The sequence below is a fragment of the Jatrophihabitans sp. YIM 134969 genome (assembly GCF_054456675.1).
The window spans coordinates 32550-49161 of sequence record NZ_JBTJEQ010000009.1; the positions used below are offsets into that span (position 1 = coordinate 32550).

Genomic DNA, 16612 nt, shown 5'->3' on the forward strand with positions numbered 1-16612 from the left:
CGGTGTGTCCGGGTCTGTCCGGATTGAAACATCGAGTTTCGAGTAACTCGAGAATTCGGAAGCGCTGACGGTGTGAGAATCGCTCCGCACGGGGGCACACACGGACCATGCTCGCTCTCCTGCTGCGCTGGTCCGACGCCCACCGGCACGGCCGTCGCTGCCGCTGGTGCGGCACCGCGACGTCCACCCGCGGAACCTGCTCCTCCGCGTGCCGCGACCAGCTCTCGGCCTACTGGGAACTCGGCGCCTGACCCTCACGCGTCCGGCACCGCACGGCGCTGATCGTCGTGCCCTCACGCTGACCTGATCCGAACACTCGGAGATCGAGTGATCAGGCTGGTGGGGTCGGTTCCGTCAGCGCCAGGTGCGGTTCACCCTCGCCCGCCGTCTGCGTCTCGCCGGTCGGCACGGGCCGCATGGCCTCACCCCGGCGCACGATCACGACCCCGAGCAGCACCCCGCCCATGAGCACGGCGCTGAGCACCATCAGCCAGACCGACAGCACGAAGACGGCTCCGATGAGGCCGTAGTCGCGGACCTCCTCGGTGATCTGACCCGAGAGGACCAGCGGCGAGATCCGGGTCAGGGCGAGGATGCCGATCCCGACCGCCACCGCGCCCGGCAGCAGCCGCCGGTACGACACCCGGCCGTCGAGCAGGATCCGCTGTCCCCACCAGTAGAACAACGCCGCGAGGACGCCCTGTGCGAGCGCGGCCGTCCAGCTGTCGAGGGCGACCGGGTGCCCGACCCACCGTCCGAGCCGGCCCGCGAGCACCATGGCCGTCACGAACAGCGCCAGGGCGATCCCCCAGGCGGCCTGCCGCAACCAGATCCGGACACCGTCGGACCGCGGCAGCCCCCAGACGAGCTCGAAACCGCGCTGCTGGGTCGCAGCGACCCCGGTCGCGAACGCGAGCGCGACCAGCAGTCCGATGACCAGCTCCGCCATGCTCACGCGGGCGGAGCCGGAGAACAGCCGGTCGACGTCGGCGGCGGCCTCGGGGTCCAGTCCGAACAGGGTGGCGAGCAGCTCGCCCATCCCCCGGCCGCTGACCCGCTCGACGACGGCCGACACCGCGACCACCAGGGGCGCCGTGCAGAGCACCTGCTGCGCGCCGAGGGCGAGCACGTGCGCGACGAAGTTGTAGTGCCGGGCGCGGCCGTAGACCCGCGCCGCCCCGGTTTCCTGCCACCGGGCGACCGCGGACCCGGTGCGCTCACGCAGAGCCGCGAACGAGGGAGCGACGGTCACGGGTGCGGTTGTACCCGCTCCGGCGCGGGGCACCCGGCCGGTTCTCAGCCGGCGCCCGGCGGCGGCGGGAGCTCGCTGCGGAAGCGCGGTGCCAGCTCGCGCGCGCGGGCGACGAACGCGGCCTGGGCCTCCTCGTCCAGGGGCGGAGGCGGGGTCGTGCGGCCGTCGACCGGCTGGCCGACGAGCGTGAAGAACTCGTCCTGGCCCGCGGGCGCGCAGACGCACATGAGCCGGGCCGGCCGGTCGCTGGCGTTGCGGAACGCGTGCGGTGCGTTCGACGGCACGTTGATCGTCTCGCCCTGGCGGGCCGTCCGCGTCTCGCCCCGGAAGGTCACCTCGACCTCGCCCTCGAGGACCAGGAACATCTCCTCGAAGTCGTGCCGGTGCGGCGGCGGACCGCCGCCCGCGGGCACGTGCATGTCGATGGCCGTGTAGCGGCCGTCGGTGTCGGCGCCCGACACCACGATCGTGTAGGTGTCACCGACCAACCCGATGTGCGGCAGCGCAGGGTCGTCGGGGTTCGAGAACGTCAGCCGCCGCGCGGGGTCGTCCGGCGGGACCACGTCCACACCCATCGAGAGGTCTTCGTCCGACACGTCGTTCTCCTCGGGTCGTGGTCGTCGGGACGCCGTCAGTCAACCGGATGATTTCCTCCGCTTCAAGAGCGGGTCGAGGTGGTTCGATGGGGCCGTGGCCGCACGGACGGGAACCGGCGAGCGACGCCGCGACGCCGTCCGCAACCACGACGCCCTCGTGGCGGCCGCGGTGGCCGCCGTCCACCGCGAGGGCGCCCGGGTGCCGATGGCGACCATCGCCGACGACGCCGGGGTCGGGATCGGCACGCTCTACCGCCACTTCCCCACCCGGGAGGCGTTGCTGGACCACCTCACGCACCGGTCGTTCCTGCAGGTGCTGGCCAACGCCGAGGCGGCCGAACGCGACGGCAGCACCCCGGTGGACGCGCTGCGCCGGTTCGTCGAGGCGGCGATCAGTCAGCGCAACGAGCTCGTGCTCCCGCTGCACGGCGGCCCGCCGGCCACCGCCCCCGAGACCCTCGTCGTCCGCGCGGCCGTGCACCGCTGTGTGCGGCGCGTCCTCGCCCGTGGGCGGGCCGACGGCAGCATCGGGTCGGACGTCACCGCGCGCGACGTCGTCGTGTTCGGGTCGCTGCTCGCGCAGCCGCGGCCGGTCGACCCCGGCTGGGACGCCACCTGCCGCCGGCTCCTCGCGACCTGGCTCGCGGGCCTCGCGCCCCGCTGAGACCACCCCGGACACGACGAAGGCCCCGGACCAGGTGGTCCGGGGCCTTCGTCGATCTGTAGCGGGGGCAGGATTTGAACCTGCGACCTCTGGGTTATGAGCCCAGCGAGCTACCGAGCTGCTCCACCCCGCGTCGGTAGGACCAACTGTAGCGCGCGGGGTCGTGGCCGTGACACCGGGGTGTCGGGACGGTGACGTGCGGACGTCAGCCGGTGGGCGTGGCGGGAGGACTGCTGCCGGCCGAGGCTGCTCCGGTCGACGGCGTGCCGGTCGACGGCGACGCACTCGCCGAGAGGCTGCCGTACTGGGAGGCCAGTTCGGCCAGGCGGCCCTGGAGCTCACCGGCCTTGGTGTAGTCGCCCGCCCGCTGGGCCACGTTGATCTGGTAGGCGAGGTCCGCGATCTGCTGGCGCAGGGCCTGCAACTGCTGGTCGACCGAGCCGTTCGATCCGGTCGTCGGCGCCGACGTGCTCCCGGTCGGCGACGACGTCGAGCCGGGCGAGGTGGGCGTGACCGTGCCGCCCCCGGTCTGGTTGTTGGTGTCGAGGAACCGTCCGACGAAGCCCTGTTGCAGGCCCTGCAGGGCTTGCGTGAGGGTCGGCTCGTAGCCGATCGCGCTGCCGTACGAGAGCAGCACGCGGCGCAGGATCGGGTAGCTGCCCTCGTTGGAGCCGACCGTGTAGACCGGGATGACGTAGAGGAAGCTCCCGCCGATCGGCAGGGTCAACACGTTGCCGTAGAGGACCGTGTTCCGGTTGCCCTCCAGCAACCGGATGTCCTGGCTGACCTCGGCGCGGCCGGTACTGGTGGTGAACGCCCGTTCGGGCCCGGAGATAGACGGCGACTTCGGCACCTGGAGCACGGTCATCTTGCCGTAGTCGTCGCCGTACGTGCTGTCGACGCTGACGTACGCGGCGAGGTTCTCCGACTTCTGGACGTTCATGGGTGAGGTCAGCTGGAACGTCGAGTCACCACTGGTGACGTCCGGGTTCTCCGCGTTCGACGCCTGCACGTAGTACGGCGGCTGGAACGGCTTGTTGGTCGCCGTCGAGGTCGGGTCCGAGGGCGTCGTCCACTGCGCGGTCGAGGAGTAGAACGTCGACGGGTCGTCGACGTGGTACTTCTGCAGCATCGACCGCTGGGCGTTGAACAGGTCCTCGGGGTACCGCACGTGGCTGACCAGGTCGGTCTGGTCGGTGAGCTTGCTCTTGGGTTGCACCAGCCCCGGGAAGGCCTTCATCCAGGCCTTCAGGATCGGGTCCTTCTCGTCCCACTGGTAGAGCGTCACCGTGCCGTCGTAGGCGTCGACCGTCGCCTTGACCGAGTTGCGGATGTAGTTCACCTGGTCGTCCGGCAGCACCGCGCTGCGGTTGTTGACGGTGAGCGTGTCCGAGGTCAGGTCGGCCAGCGAACCCCGTTGCGCGTAGGGGAAGTTGGCCGTCGTGGTGTAACCGTCGACCATCCAGACGACCTTGTTGTCGACCACGACCGGGTACGGGTCGCCGTCGATCTTCAGGAACGGCGCGACCTTCTGCACCCGCTCGCGCGGGTCGCGGTCGAAGATGACCCGGGCGCCCGGCGCGGTGGCGACGTCGTTGAGCAGGAACGACAGCTCGCGGTAGTGGGTGGCGAACGCCAACCGGTTGAACAGGCTGGACAGGCTGACGCCGCCCTTGCCGTCGTAGGTGAACGAGCCTTCGGAGCCGTCGTACTCGGCCGGCGTGGGCAGCCGGGCGCCGACCAGCGAGTAGTCGACCATGTCCTCGCCGAAGTAGATCCGCGGCTGGCTCAGGGGGAAACCGGCGCCGGTCTGCGGGATGTTGCCGGCGTCGAAGGTGCCCGAGGTCGTGGCCGCGGCGTTGTTCGCCGCCGCGGCGACGAACCCGTACCCGTGCGTGTAGCGGGTGTGCTGGTTGATCCAGTTCAGCTGGTCGCCGGTGAGGTTCTGCGCCTTGAGCTCACGGGCGCTGACGATGTAGTCCTTCGTCGTGTCGTCGACGTCGTAGCGGTCGATGTCGAGCTTGTCCGGGAACCCGTAGAAGTTCTGGATGTACTGCAGCTGGTTGAACGTCGGCGAGAGGATGTTCGGGTCCAGCACGCGGATGTTCTCGATGGTCGGGTTGTCGGTGGTCAACGAACCGACGTCCGGCGTGCCCGTGACGTTGTAGTTCTGGTAGGTCACGCCGCCGCCCTGGGCGGAGTCGACGATGTCGTAGGCCTGCCGGGTCGCCGCGATGTTGCGCGCGATGTACGTCGACTCCAGCACGTTGGCGTTGGGCTTGGCCTTGAACTGCTGCACGACGGCCGGGTAGATGCCGTTGGCGAGCACCGCCAGCACCAGCAGCACGACGAAGGCCGTGGTCGGGATGAGCACGCTGCGCAGCCACATGCTGGCCAGCACGGCGAGGGCGATGACGATCGCGACCCAGAACAGGATGGTCTTGGCCGGGAGGGCCGCGTTGACGTCGGTGTACGAGGCGCCGTTGAAACCCTGCCCTCGGGAGGAGAAGACCAGCTCGTACCGGTCGAGCCAGTAGGCGATCGCCTTGAGCACGACGAACACGAACACCAGCACGGTCAGGTGGCGCCGGGCCGCGAGCGTCATCTTCGGGCCGGGGGTCTGCAACCGCACCGCTCCGAAGATGTAGTGCACGACGAGCGAGAGCAGGAACGCGAAGATGATCGCGGTGAAACCGAAGCCCAACAGGGTGCGGTAGACCGGGAGGTTGAAGACGTAGAAACTCACGTCCAGGCCGAACTGCGGGTCCTTCTGGCCGAACGAGACCCCGTTGAGCCACAGCGTCCAGCCCTGCCAGCCGCCCTGCATCGACAGGCCGGTGATGATGCCGAACAACGCGAGCAGGACGCCGAGCAGCAGGCCGCGCCGCGGTTCGATCCGGTTGCGGTAGCGCTCGAGGTTCTGCTGCTCCGGCGACATCGGACGGAACGGCGGACGCAGCCGGTAGGCCACGACCACGTTGACGCCGATGATCGCGGCCATGATCACGCCGAACACGGCGAACAGCACCAGCCGCGTGACCAGGACCGAGGTGAACACGCCCCGCTGGCCGACCTCGCCGAACCACTCGTAGTCGAGGTAGTACCCCGACAGGGACGACCCGAGGATGAGCAGGACGACGAGCGCCCCGATCACGCCGAGGAGGATCTTCGAGCGCCGGGACAGACGCATCGACGGCATCGGGGGCCGCATGGCCACGGGTTGCACACTCCGCTGGACGAGGGGTTCGGACCGCCCGGCGCGATCCCGCGCTCACGGTACCGAGTGGGGTCCCGCCCTCGGCGTCGTGACGGAACGCCCGCCACCCCGGCTGTGCGGGGACCCGGCGACAGCCGTGGACGAGCGCGGGGTCAGCAGTGCGGGACGCTGCCGCCGTCGTCGAGGGTCGCGAGCGAGGACAGCGCGTCCTGCAAGGTGGTCACCTTGACGACGTCGAGGCCGTCGGGGATGTGCCCACGCACGTCGGTGCAGTTGTCGGCGGGTGCGAGGAAGACCGTCGCCCCGGCGTCCTTCGCCGCGATCATCTTCAGCTGGATCCCGCCGATCGGCCCGACCTTGCCGGTGCTGTCGATCGTGCCGGTGCCGGCGATGAACCGGCCGTCCGTGACGTCGTCCGGCCCGATCTTGTCGACGATGCCCAGCGCGAACATCAACCCGGCCGAGGGGCCGCCGATCTCGTCGGCCAGCCCGAAGTCGATCTGGTACGGAGCGAGGCAGGCCTGCCCGACGCCGATCCCGATGCTCGCGCCCTCGCTGCCCTGCACCGGCGCCGACAGCACGACCGGGAAGGACAGGGGTTCGTCGGCGCGGGTGACCCGCACCTGGACCGTGTCGCCGGGCTTCTCGGTCGCGAGCACCGCCCGCAACGAGTCCGGCGAGTTCACGGTGCGGCCGTCGACACTCTCGAGCTGGTCGCCCGGCTTGAGGTACTTCTTGGCGTTGTCGCTGGTGACCGCCAGGACGCCGAAGCCCTTCGGGTAGCCCAGCTCGCAGAACGCGGCCGCCTCGGCGGTGTTCTGCGAGTCGGTGAAGTCCTGCGCGTTCTGCTCGTTGGTCTGCTGCTCGCTCTGGCCCGGCGGGTAGACCGAGGCCCGCGGCACCACGATCTGGTCACCGCGCAGCCAGCCCGCGAGGGCCTGCAGGGCGTTGACGTCGTCGCCGGAGACGCTGACCGTGGTGAGGTTGAGGTTGCCGCTGGTCGGGCGGACCTTCCCACCGGTGATGGTGAGGATCGGCTTGCCGTTCGGGTCCTCGCCGAGGGTGTTGAGCGTGACGCCCGGCCCGAGCACGACGTAGGGCACCGGCAACAGGATCGCCACCGCGACGGCCACCACGAACAGCACGCCCGTCACCACCAGGGCGCGCAGGCGACGACTCACGCCCGCACTGTAACGAGCGCTGCCGTTCAGCCGTGCAGCGTGACGGTGCTCGGCCGGGCGTCGGTGTCGTCGTCGTCCACGGCGTCGAGGACCACCGCGTGCGCGTGCTGGTCGACGAGCACGGGGGGCAGGTCCGCCGCGGGCGCGACGACCCGCTCGCGGGGACTGCGCGACAACGCGTCGAGGTAGGCGTGGTGGCCGTCGATGCTGCGTGCGGTCGTGACGGGCCGCGCCGGGCGCGACCACCACCAGACCCCCAGGCACACCATCGCGATGCCGAGGACCGGAGCGGCGAGCCACAACGCCCAGGCGTCGTGCGCCGCGAGTGTCGCGATCCGGTACCCCACGGGCCGGACGCTACCGCCGGGGACGGTTTCGCCGTGGGCGCAACACCGCACCACGCGGCACGGACCGCGGCGCCCGCGCGTTGTGCAGGTGACACGCCCCGATCAGTAGGGTGAGTCGCAGTGACTCAAGTTCAGCAACGACAGAGGAGCCCCTCGATGAGCAACCTCCCGTTCGGGTTCGGTCCTTCTGACCGGGACCCCGACGACGAGAACGGCGACGGCGAGCAGCCGGTCAACCCGTTCGCCGCGTTCGGGCTGGGCGACCTCGGCAACCTCGACCTGAGCGCTCTGGGCAACCTCGGCAACGTGGGCAACCTCGGCAACCTGGCGGGCGGCGGCATGCCGCTGTTCGCCGAGCTCGGCAAGCTGCTCTCGGGCGAGGGCGGCCCCGTCAACTGGGACCTCGCCCGCCAGCTCGCGAACTCCGCCGTCCAGGCCGACTCCGCGGTCGTCGGCGAGGTCGACCGCACCGCGGTCCGCGACGCCGTGCGCCTCGCCGACCTCTGGCTCGACGACGTCACCGACCTGCCGAGCGGGGTCACCACGTCTGACGCCTGGTCGCGCAGCGACTGGGTCGCCCGCACCCTCGACGGCTGGGCGATGCTGTGCGACCCGGTCGCGAGTCGGGTGGTCGGCGCGATGGGTCAGGCGCTGCCGGCCGAGATGGCGAGCCAGCTCGGACCGCTCGGCGCGATCATGGGCCGCTTCGGCGGGCTGATGTTCGGCGCCCAGGTCGGCCAGGGCATCGCGGGGCTCGCCACCGAGACGGTCTCGAGCACCGAGATCGGGCTGCCGCTCGGCCCCGTCGGCACCGCCGCGCTGCTGCCGCAGAACGTGCGCGCCCTCGCGACCCAGCTCGAACGCCCCGAGGACGAGGTGCGGCTGTACCTCGCTCTGCGGGAGGCCGCGACGCACCGGCTCTACCACCACGCGTCGTGGCTGCGGGCGCACGTGGTCGAGGCCGTCGAGGCGTACTCGAAGGGCATCACCATCGACGCGTCGGCGCTGCAAGACGTCATGGGCCGCATCGACCCGACCAACCCCGAGAGCATGCAGGCCGCCCTCGGCGAGGGCATGTTCACGCCGGAGGACACCCCGCAGCAGCGGGCGGCGCTCGCCCGGCTCGAGACCGTGCTGGCGTTGGTCGAGGGCTGGGTGGACACGATCGTCGACGCCGCCGCGGGCACGCGCCTGGCCGGCGCCTCGGCGTTGCGCGAGGCGCTGCGCCGCCGCCGGGCCGAGGGCGGGCCGGCCGAGCAGACCTTCGCCACCCTCGTGGGGTTGGAGATGCGTCCGCGTCGGCTGCGCGACGCCGCCACCCTGTGGTGGGGCCTCACCGACCAGGTCGGCCCGGCCGGGCGCGACGGCGTGTGGGACGCCCCCGACCTGCTGCCGACCGCCGCGGACCTCGACGACCCGCTGGACTACGCCCGCCGGGTCAAGGCCGCCAACGACGTCAGCCCTGACGACGCCGCCTCGCTCATCGAGGCCTTCGAGGCGCTCACCGCCCAGGCGGCGTCGGGATCCGGCGACGCCGAGGGCCCGGCGCGTCCGGCCGGTGACGGGTCGGAGGGCGACGAGACCCGTGGCGAGGGGCCGGACGGGCCGACCGGGCGCTGAGCCCGGGCGGCGGGTCCCCGGCGCTCAGCCGGTCGCGGACTCCTCGTCGCCGGCGTCGTCGCGGTCGTCCGCGTCGTCCCCGTCCGCGTCGATGCCGAGCCCCGCAGCGGCGCTCACGCCGTCGAGGTAGCCCCGCGCCCGCTCGGTACGCGGGTACGCCTCGACCAGGGCCCAGAACCGTGGCCCGTGGCCGGGTTCCAGCAGGTGGGCGAGCTCGTGGACCAGGACGTAGTCCAGCACCCACGCGGGCATCGGGCGCAGCCGCTCCGACACCCGGATCGACCGGTCCGCCGGGGTGCACGACGCCCACCGCGACCGCAGCGGACCGACCCAGCGGACCTGGTCCGGCTCGGCCCGGCCGCCGAGGTACAGCCGGTTGAGTTCGCGAGCGCGACGCAACAGCGCAGTGTCACTGCGCTTCGGACCCGCGCTGGTGCCGCGCCGTTCGCGCGCCACGATCTTGCCCACGAGCTCCTCGACCCACTTCGCCTCGTCGGCGCGGGTGGTCCGGGCGGGCAGCAGGACGACGATCCGGTCGCCCTCCCGGTAGGCCGACACGGTGCGCCGCCGACGGGTGCTCCGGCGCACCTCGACCCGCTCCCCCGCGACCGACCGCAACGGCACTGCTGACATGCCCCGAACGGTAGCTGCGGGCACCGACAGTCCCGGCCGGCAACACCGGCGCGGCACCGCGACGAGGTTGTCCACAACGCCGTCCACACCTGTGAACCTCGACTCGACGGTCAGGCAAGATCCACTCCGGTGGTCCACGCCCGCCCTGCCGGTGCGCCCGACGCGCGGCGGCCGGGAGTTGTCCACAGGTCGCGGATCGGCCGTCCCGCCGGCGTCGTCGTCGTGCCACAGTCCGTCCGTGACCGTCTCGACCACCGTGCCGCTGCCGGGGATCGACGACGCCGCGGCGCACTTCCGGCTCGCGCCCGGCGTCCGGATGCTCTGGCGCGGTGACGGCAGCTTCCACCTCGAGGCGGGCGACGTCGGCGTGGTCGTCTCCGGCCTGGACCGGGGCGTCGCCGCCTCGTTGGCCCGCCCGCCCCGGCCGCTCGGCGGCGCCGGGCCGGCCCGTCGCGAACCCGCGGCCCGCCCGGGGCCTGTCGACCTCGCCACGCTGTACCGCTTGGCCGAGTTGGGCTACGTCCGGGCGGAGCCGGCGGCCGAGCTCACCGACCCGATCGGCGGGGTCCTCCCCGGTCGGTCCCTCGACGCCGATCTCGGCGTCGAACGCCCGCATCCCACGGCGGTCCGCCGGCGGGCCCGGGTCGACGTCGTCGGCGTCACCCGGGTGTCGGCCTACATCGGGGCGCTGCTGGCCGCCGCGGGCGTCGGGGCGGTCGGCTTCGCGTCGACCGGCACCGTGCGACGGCGCCACCTGCTCCCGGGTGGGCTGACCGCGGCCGACGAGGGCCGTCGGTTCGCCGCCGCCGCGGCCGACGCCGTGGCGCGCGCGGCCCCCCGCACCGATGTCTCCCCGCCGGCCGACATCGAGCCCGACCTCGTCGTCGTCTGCCTGGACGCCCCGGTCGAGCCGGAGCTCCGGGAACTGCTGCACCGCACGACCCGCGCCCACCTCGCGGTCCACGTCGACTCGGACCGCGGCGAGGTGGGCCCGCTCGTCCTGCCCGGGGTGTCGGCGTGCCTGCGGTGCGCCGACCTGCACCGCCTCGACCACGACCCCGCCTGGTCGGTGCTGGCCGTCCAACTGCTCGCGCGAGCCGGAACCGACGCCGCCCCCGACCCCGGTCTCGCCGTCCGGGTGGGCGCGCTCGCCGCCGACCTCGTGTTGCGCTGGCTCGACGACGACCCGACCGCGGGCGGCACGCTCGACGGCTCCTACGAGCTGCGACCCGGTTGGGCCGCGCCCCGGCGGCGGCCCCGGCGACCCCACCCCGAGTGCGGGTGCCGCGCGGCGTGGGGATGAGGGCGCCCGGGGGTCGACCACGGGGTGTCCCGGCGGCGCCCGAGGAGGCGGCGAGGCAGAATGGCGGTGTGGCCTCCCGAAGGAACACCCGGCTCCGCCGATGAGTGACATCCCCCAGCGGGGGGCGCGTACAGCACGTCTCGCGTCACTGCCGCTCGGCGCGGCCGGACGTTCGGCCGTCGGGTTCGGACGCCGTCTCGCGGGCCAGTCCGCCGACACCGTCAACGCCGAGATCCAGGCCCGCACCGCCGAGCAGATCTTCGCCGTCCTGGGCGAGCTCAAGGGCGGGGCGATGAAGTTCGGGCAGGCGCTCTCGGTGTTCGAGGCGGCCCTGCCCGAGGAGGCGGCCGCCCCCTACCGCGAGGCGCTGACCAAGTTGCAGGAGGCGGCGCCGCCGATGGGCGCCGACGTCATGCACCGCGTGCTCGACGAACAGTTCGGCCGCTCGTGGCGCACCCGGTTCGCCGAGTTCGACGACGTGCCCGCTGCCGCCGCGAGCATCGGCCAGGTCCACAAGGCCACGTGGAAGGACGGCCGCACCGTCGCGGTCAAGATCCAGTACCCGGGCGCCGGCCCCGCGCTGATGGCCGACTTCGCGACCATGTCGCGCCTCGCCCGCCTGTTCGGGCGGATCTCACCGGGCATCGAGGTCAAGCCGCTGCTCGCCGAACTGCGCGACCGGATCGAGGAGGAGCTCGACTACACCCTCGAGGCCGACGCCCAGCGCGCCTTCGCCGCGGCGTACGAGGGCGACGAGGACATCCTGGTCCCGAAGGTCGTCGCGAGTGCGCCGAAGGTCGTCGTCAGCGAGTGGATCGACGGCACCCCACTCGCCCACGTCATCGCCGACGGCACCCAGGAGCAGCGCGACCGTGCGGGGTACCTGTTGGCGCTGCTGCACTTCGGCGCCCCGCAACGCGCCCACATGCTGCACGCCGACCCCCACCCCGGGAACTTCCGGATCATGCCCGACGACCGGCTCGGGCTCATCGACTACGGCGCGGTGGCGCGGATGCCGAACGGCACCCCCCGCACCCTCGGTGCGCTCACCCGCTACACCGTCGACGGCGACGTCGACGCCATGATGCGGTTGATGACACGGGAGAAGTTCGTCCGTCCCGGTGTCAAGGCCGACCCCGACGCGATCCTCGGGTACCTGCGCCCGATCCTCGACCCGCTCGCCGTCCCGGAGTTCACCTTCACCCGGGAGTGGATGCGCGGCCAGGCCGCCCGCGTCGGCGATCCGCGCAGCGAGGAAGCCCGCGTCGGCCGGAGCCTGAACCTGCCGCCGGAGTACCTGCTCATGCACCGCGTGACCCTCGGCTCGCTCGGCATCCTGTGCCAGCTCGGCTCCACCGCGCCGTACCGCGGCATCGCCGAGAAGTGGTACCCCGGCTTCGCCGATCCCGACTCCGTCGTCTGACCCGCCCGTCGCGGTCCGGCCTCCCGGGGCCCACGCGACGCACGGGGACGACGAAGGCCCGGACGTCTCGACGACAGACGTCCGGGCCTTCGGGGTGTGACCCGCACCGGCCGACGGACCGGGCGGGTGGTGCCGACCCGCGCTCGACTGGGACGAGCGGATCGGGTCAGCGGCCGGCGAGCTCGTAGTCGCGGCGGGCCGACTCGGCCACGCCCGCCTCGTAGCTCTCGGCCCGCTGGCGGGCGGACTCGGCGCGACGACGCCATCGCCGCGCCGAGGCCTCCTGGCGTCCGAGCCGGTACCGGGCCGCCTCACGACGGCGGTCGGCACATCGCTCGCGGGACAGGGCTTCCTGCAGTCCGTACATGGTGTTCTCCTGAGGGGTGAAGTCGGTGGTCCGGGCGGCGGTCATGCCGCGACCGGGGTGCTGATGTCGTGCTTGCGCGGGCGTCCGCGCGGCCGCTTGCGGGCGATCACGACCCCACGGTCGAAGATCTCCCCGCCCCACACGCCCCAGGGCTCGCCCCGGTCGAGTGCGCCTTCGAGGCACTCGGCCCGCAGCGGGCACTCACGGCAGTGGGACTTCGCCGTCTCGAGGTCCGCGGGCTTCTCCGCGAACCACAGGTCGGCGTCGTGCTGGCGGCACGGCAGCTCGTCGCTGTCGAAGGTGATGATCACGTCGGTGCTCTCGTCGTCGGTGACACCCTCGAGCGCGTCGACCGTGACGGTCGGAGCGGTGAAGGCGTCGGCATCGCGGGCAGGCATGACCGTCGGACCGTGGTCGGTCGTCGGGCACGTCACGGGTGTGGTGTCGAGAGTCGTGCTCATGACGGTCACCTCCTGGTTGTTGCGATGGGTGTCTGGGTGCTGGTCTGCGGAGGGAACCGGAGTGCGGTGCGTGGCCCGACAAACGGAAGAGGCCGCGGTTCCCAGGAAGGGAACCGCGGCCTCGAGGTGAGCCGGCGCTGATCGCTCAGCGGTGTCGACCTCGAGGTGGGTTCCCCGGACGGGTGATGGACTTGTGGGTGCGCATGGCCTTCGGCTGACCGAGGCCGGCGGCGGCATCCGTCACGACGACGGCGCCGGCGAAGGACAGACCGGTGGCGGCGTACGGAGCGGCGGAGGCGGGCACGAGGAACCCAGCACCGGAGCAGGCGTTGCCCTGCCACAGACCGTTGGTCTGGCTGAAGTTCTCCACGGTGGCCACCTCCTCACTGCATCCGAGGCGCGCTGCTGCGCGCTGTGTCGGGCGAGACGCTATCGCAGCCTGAGAGAACGCCACAACCGAATTAACGATCCGTTCAGATCGTGCTGCGCGATGGGGCTACACCGACACCGGTTCGACGGCTTCGGGGTCCTGCCCGCCGAGCACGGCGAGCACCGGTTCGGCGTAGCGGTCGAGCTTGACCGATCCCACGCCCGCGATGCGCGACAACGCCGCGCGTGACGACGGTGCGGCGTCGGCGATCGCCACCAGCGTGGCGTCGGAGAACACGACGAACGCGGGCACGCCCTGCGCCTCGGCCTGGCGTTTGCGCCAGACCCGCAACCGGCCGAAGGTCGCGGCGTCCGACCCCTCGGGGACGGCGCCCGCCTTGCGCCGCGCCTTGCGGGGGGCGTCCTCGGCGCCGGGGCGTAGGCCGTCGAGGAAGCGACTCGGGCGGCGGCTGCCACGTTGGCCGGCGCTGCGGGCCCGCGCCCAGGAGATGGTCAGCACCTCACGGGCCCGCGTGACCCCGACGTAGAGCAACCGGCGTTCCTCGGCGACCTGGTCCGGTGTGGTGGCGTGCGCGATCGGCAGGGTGGAGTCGGTGATGCCGACGAGGAACACGGCGTCCCACTCCAGGCCCTTGGCGGCGTGCAGCGAGGCGAGCGTGACGCCTTGCACGGTCGGGGCGTGCTGCGCCGCCGCGCGTTGGTCCAGTTCGGCGTTGAGTTCGCGCATGCCGGCCTCGGGCGAGACACCGACGAGATCGTCGGCCAGGGCCACGAGCGCCGCGATCGACTCCCACCGCTCGCGTGCGGTGCCACCGGCGGGCGGAGCGTCCTCGTGCCAGCCGAGCCCCGCGACCACCTCCGCGACCCGTTGCCGCAGGGGCTTCTCGGCATCCTCGTTGATCGTTGCACCACGCAACAACAGCCGCGCCTCGCGGATCTCGGGCCGGTCGAAGAAGCGCTCGCCGCCGCGCAGCACGTACGGGATCCCCGCCGCACCGAACGCCTGCTCGTAGACCTCCGACTGCGCGTTGACGCGGAACAACACGGCGATCTCCGCTGCCGGCGTCCCCCGCTCGACCAGCGCGGCGCACGAGGCGGCGACCGCGGCGGCCTCGGCGGGTTCGTCGTCGAACTCGCGGAACACCGGCTCCGGACCGTCGGGCCGCTGCCCGACGAGCGTCAGACCCACGCCGTCGACCGGGCGTCCCCCGGGACCGGCCACCCCGAGGCGCGACGGCCGCACCACAGCGTTGGCGAGAGCGACCACCTGGGGCGTCGACCGGTAGTCGCGTTCGAGGCGCACCACCGCGGCACCCGGGAAGCGCCGCGGGAACCGCAACAGGTGGTCCGGTGTGGCTCCGGCGAACGAGTAGATGGTCTGGTTCGGGTCGCCGACGACGCAGAGGTCGTCCCGGTCGCCGAGCCAGGCGTCGAGGACCCGCTGCTGCAACGGCGAGACGTCCTGGTACTCGTCGACCACGAAGTGGCGGTAGCGGGAGCGCACCTCCTCGGCGATCTCCGGCACGGTCTCGATGCCCGCCGCCATGAGCAGCAGCAGGTCCGAGAAGTCGACCGAGCCCGCTTCGTCCTTGGCCGCCTCGTAGCGGCGGTAGAGGTCGGCGACGGTCGGCGCCGGCACCGAGATCGCGCGCCCGGCCGCGCCCGCCCGCTCGACGTACTGCTCCGGGGCTGCGAGCGTCGCCTTGGCCCAGTCGATCTCCGCGACCAGGTCGCGCAGTTCGGCCCGGTCGAGGCGCAGGCGGGCCGACTGCGCCGCCTGGGCGACGAGCGGCAGCGTGCGGTCGACGACACGGGGCAGTCCCCCGCCGAGCAGGCGCGGGGCGAAGTAGGTCAGCTGCCGCAGGGCGGCCGCGTGGAAGGTCCGGGCCTGCACGCCCCCGACACCGAGGCCGCGGAGCCGGGTGCGGAGCTCCCCCGCCGCGCGCGCGGTGAAGGTCAGCGCCAGCACCTGGCCGGCCGGGAACGCCTCCGAGGCGACGCCGTAGGCGATGCGGTGCGTGATCGCGCGGGTCTTGCCCGTGCCGGCGCCGGCGAGGATGCAGACGGGGCCGCGGACGGCACGCGCCGCCTCCTGCTGCTCCGGGTCCAGGCCCGTGAGGATGCGTTCGGTCGCCGGGTCGCCCACGTCGACCGATGGTGCCAGTCGGCACCGACACTTCCGAGGGCCACCGTGGGGCTGTGGACGACGACGCGGCTGCGTACCGTGGACTCCACCATGAGCGCTGACCTGCCGAAGCCGGACCTGATCGTGTACTCCACGGGCTGGTGCCCGTTCTGTCACCGCCTGAAGGCCGATCTCGACGAAGCGGGCGTCGGCTACCGCGAGGTCGACGTCGACCGTGACGACGCCGCCGCGGCGCTGGTCACCGAGATCAACCACGGCAACCGGGTCGTCCCCACCGTGGTGTTCGCCGACGGGTCCTCGCTCACCAACCCCGCCGCGAGCGAGGTCACCGAGCGGCTCGCCGCACTCGCCTGAGTGCCCCGGTTCCGGCCGGTCGACCCCGAGGCGCTCACCGACCACCTCCTCGAGGTCGTCACCCGCGCCCACGTGGCGCCCTCGGACCGCACGGTCCGCGTGCTGGTCGACGGTGCCCCGGCGACCGGAGCGCACGACCTCGCCGACCGTCTCGTCGAACCGCTGCGCACCCTCGGTCGGGCGCCGCTGCGGGTCCGGGCCGAGACCTTCTGGCGTGACGCCTCCCTGCGCCTGGAGTACGGCCACCGGGACGAGCTCTCGCTCTACGACGGCTGGATCGACTTCGGGGCGTTGGACCGCGAAGTGCTCGCGACCCTGGGACCCGACGGTGACGGCACCTGGCTGCCGTCGCTGCGCGACCCGTCGACCAACCGCTCGACCCGCGCCGCGCGGGAGACCGCCCTCCCCGGTTCGGTGCTGCTGCTGTCCGGCTCGCTGCTGCTCGTCCCCGACGAGCTCGGGAACCTGCGCGTGGACGCCGACGTCGTCGTGCACCTGTCGGCGTCCGCGGCCGCTCTCGCGCGCCGCACGCCGGAGGCCGACGCGTGGACGCTGCCGGTGTTCGAACGGTACGAACGCGAGGCGCGACCGGCCGCGCGGGCCGACGTCGTCGTGCGCGTCGAGGACCCGCGGCACCCGGCACTCGCCGTACCATGAG

Annotated in this window: 17 protein-coding genes and 1 tRNA gene; 7 read left to right on the top strand and 11 right to left on the bottom strand. The window is 72.7% G+C overall.

The features are described 5' to 3' along the window. Positions 1-107: 107 nt before the first annotated feature. Positions 108-251: a hypothetical protein gene (locus ACXR2U_RS06940; RefSeq protein WP_458824229.1), complete on the top strand. Its 144-nt coding sequence runs from the start codon at positions 108-110 to the stop codon at positions 249-251. Between the two features lie 80 nt (positions 252-331). Here the strand turns inward: ACXR2U_RS06940 and ACXR2U_RS06945 are convergent, their stop codons facing one another. Then, positions 332-1252, bottom strand: coding sequence for a YhjD/YihY/BrkB family envelope integrity protein (locus ACXR2U_RS06945; protein WP_458824230.1), 921 nt, complete (start codon positions 1250-1252; stop codon positions 332-334). A 44-nt stretch (positions 1253-1296) separates the two neighbouring features. Further along, on the bottom strand, positions 1297-1827 hold the full coding sequence (locus ACXR2U_RS06950) for a cupin domain-containing protein (protein ID WP_458824313.1): 531 nt from the start codon (positions 1825-1827) through the stop codon (positions 1297-1299). A 115-nt stretch (positions 1828-1942) separates the two neighbouring features. Here ACXR2U_RS06950 and ACXR2U_RS06955 point away from each other — a divergent pair, with 115 nt between their 5' ends. Then, positions 1943-2512, top strand: coding sequence for a TetR/AcrR family transcriptional regulator (locus ACXR2U_RS06955; RefSeq protein WP_458824231.1), 570 nt, complete (start codon positions 1943-1945; stop codon positions 2510-2512). Positions 2513-2571: 59 nt separating this feature from the next. Here the strand turns inward: ACXR2U_RS06955 and ACXR2U_RS06960 are convergent. From ACXR2U_RS06960 to ACXR2U_RS06975, 4 genes are all read right to left on the bottom strand, one after another. Next, positions 2572-2645 (bottom strand) — tRNA-Met (locus tag ACXR2U_RS06960). 72 nt (positions 2646-2717) lie between these two features. Next, positions 2718-5723 (bottom strand): UPF0182 family membrane protein, encoded by a 3006-nt coding sequence (locus ACXR2U_RS06965; protein ID WP_458824314.1) that lies wholly within the window; start codon positions 5721-5723, stop codon positions 2718-2720. A 158-nt stretch (positions 5724-5881) separates the two neighbouring features. Then, positions 5882-6910 (bottom strand): YlbL family protein, encoded by a 1029-nt coding sequence (locus ACXR2U_RS06970; protein ID WP_458824232.1) that lies wholly within the window; start codon positions 6908-6910, stop codon positions 5882-5884. 26 nt (positions 6911-6936) lie between these two features. Next, positions 6937-7257 (bottom strand): hypothetical protein, encoded by a 321-nt coding sequence (locus ACXR2U_RS06975; RefSeq protein ID WP_458824233.1) that lies wholly within the window; start codon positions 7255-7257, stop codon positions 6937-6939. Between the two features lie 156 nt (positions 7258-7413). Here ACXR2U_RS06975 and ACXR2U_RS06980 point away from each other — a divergent pair, with 156 nt between their 5' ends. After that, positions 7414-8877 carry a zinc-dependent metalloprotease gene (locus tag ACXR2U_RS06980; protein WP_458824234.1) on the top strand — a complete coding sequence of 488 codons (1464 nt, stop codon included), beginning with the start codon at positions 7414-7416 and terminating at the stop codon, positions 8875-8877. Between the two features lie 24 nt (positions 8878-8901). On the opposite strand, the gene ACXR2U_RS06985 is transcribed toward ACXR2U_RS06980, so the two are convergent. Continuing rightward, positions 8902-9510 (bottom strand): M48 metallopeptidase family protein, encoded by a 609-nt coding sequence (locus tag ACXR2U_RS06985; RefSeq protein ID WP_458824235.1) that lies wholly within the window; start codon positions 9508-9510, stop codon positions 8902-8904. Positions 9511-9748: 238 nt separating this feature from the next. On the opposite strand from ACXR2U_RS06985, the gene ACXR2U_RS06990 reads away from it, so the two are divergent. Continuing rightward, complete coding sequence (locus ACXR2U_RS06990; RefSeq protein ID WP_458824236.1) at positions 9749-10813, top strand: hypothetical protein; 1065 nt, start codon at positions 9749-9751, stop codon at positions 10811-10813. 100 nt (positions 10814-10913) lie between these two features. Further along, positions 10914-12236 carry an ABC1 kinase family protein gene (locus ACXR2U_RS06995; RefSeq protein ID WP_458824237.1) on the top strand — a complete coding sequence of 441 codons (1323 nt, stop codon included), beginning with the start codon at positions 10914-10916 and terminating at the stop codon, positions 12234-12236. A 166-nt stretch (positions 12237-12402) separates the two neighbouring features. On the opposite strand, the gene ACXR2U_RS07000 is transcribed toward ACXR2U_RS06995, so the two are convergent. The 4 genes from ACXR2U_RS07000 to ACXR2U_RS07015 all read right to left on the bottom strand — a co-directional run bounded on the left by ACXR2U_RS07000 (position 12403) and on the right by ACXR2U_RS07015 (position 15600). Continuing rightward, positions 12403-12648: a hypothetical protein gene (locus tag ACXR2U_RS07000; protein ID WP_458824238.1), complete on the bottom strand. Its 246-nt coding sequence runs from the start codon at positions 12646-12648 to the stop codon at positions 12403-12405. Continuing rightward, entirely contained in the window at positions 12645-13001 is a 357-nt protein-coding gene (locus ACXR2U_RS07005) for a WhiB family transcriptional regulator (protein WP_458824315.1), read from the bottom strand. Before ACXR2U_RS07005 ends, ACXR2U_RS07000 begins: the two co-directional genes overlap by 4 nt. A 208-nt stretch (positions 13002-13209) precedes the next feature. After that, complete coding sequence (locus tag ACXR2U_RS07010; RefSeq protein ID WP_458824239.1) at positions 13210-13443, bottom strand: hypothetical protein; 234 nt, start codon at positions 13441-13443, stop codon at positions 13210-13212. 117 nt (positions 13444-13560) lie between these two features. Further along, on the bottom strand, positions 13561-15600 hold the full coding sequence (locus ACXR2U_RS07015; protein ID WP_458824240.1) for an ATP-dependent helicase: 2040 nt from the start codon (positions 15598-15600) through the stop codon (positions 13561-13563). A 90-nt stretch (positions 15601-15690) separates the two neighbouring features. On the opposite strand from ACXR2U_RS07015, the gene ACXR2U_RS07020 reads away from it, so the two are divergent. Together ACXR2U_RS07020 and ACXR2U_RS07025 are read left to right on the top strand one after the other, a co-directional pair. Next, positions 15691-15954, top strand: a complete 264-nt coding sequence (locus tag ACXR2U_RS07020; RefSeq protein ID WP_458824241.1) for a mycoredoxin — start codon at positions 15691-15693, stop codon at positions 15952-15954. Beyond that, the gene (locus ACXR2U_RS07025) at positions 15955-16611 is read left to right on the top strand and encodes a nucleoside/nucleotide kinase family protein (RefSeq protein WP_458824242.1); all 657 of its coding nucleotides are present in this window, start codon (positions 15955-15957) and stop codon (positions 16609-16611) included. Position 16612 lies beyond the last annotated feature (1 nt).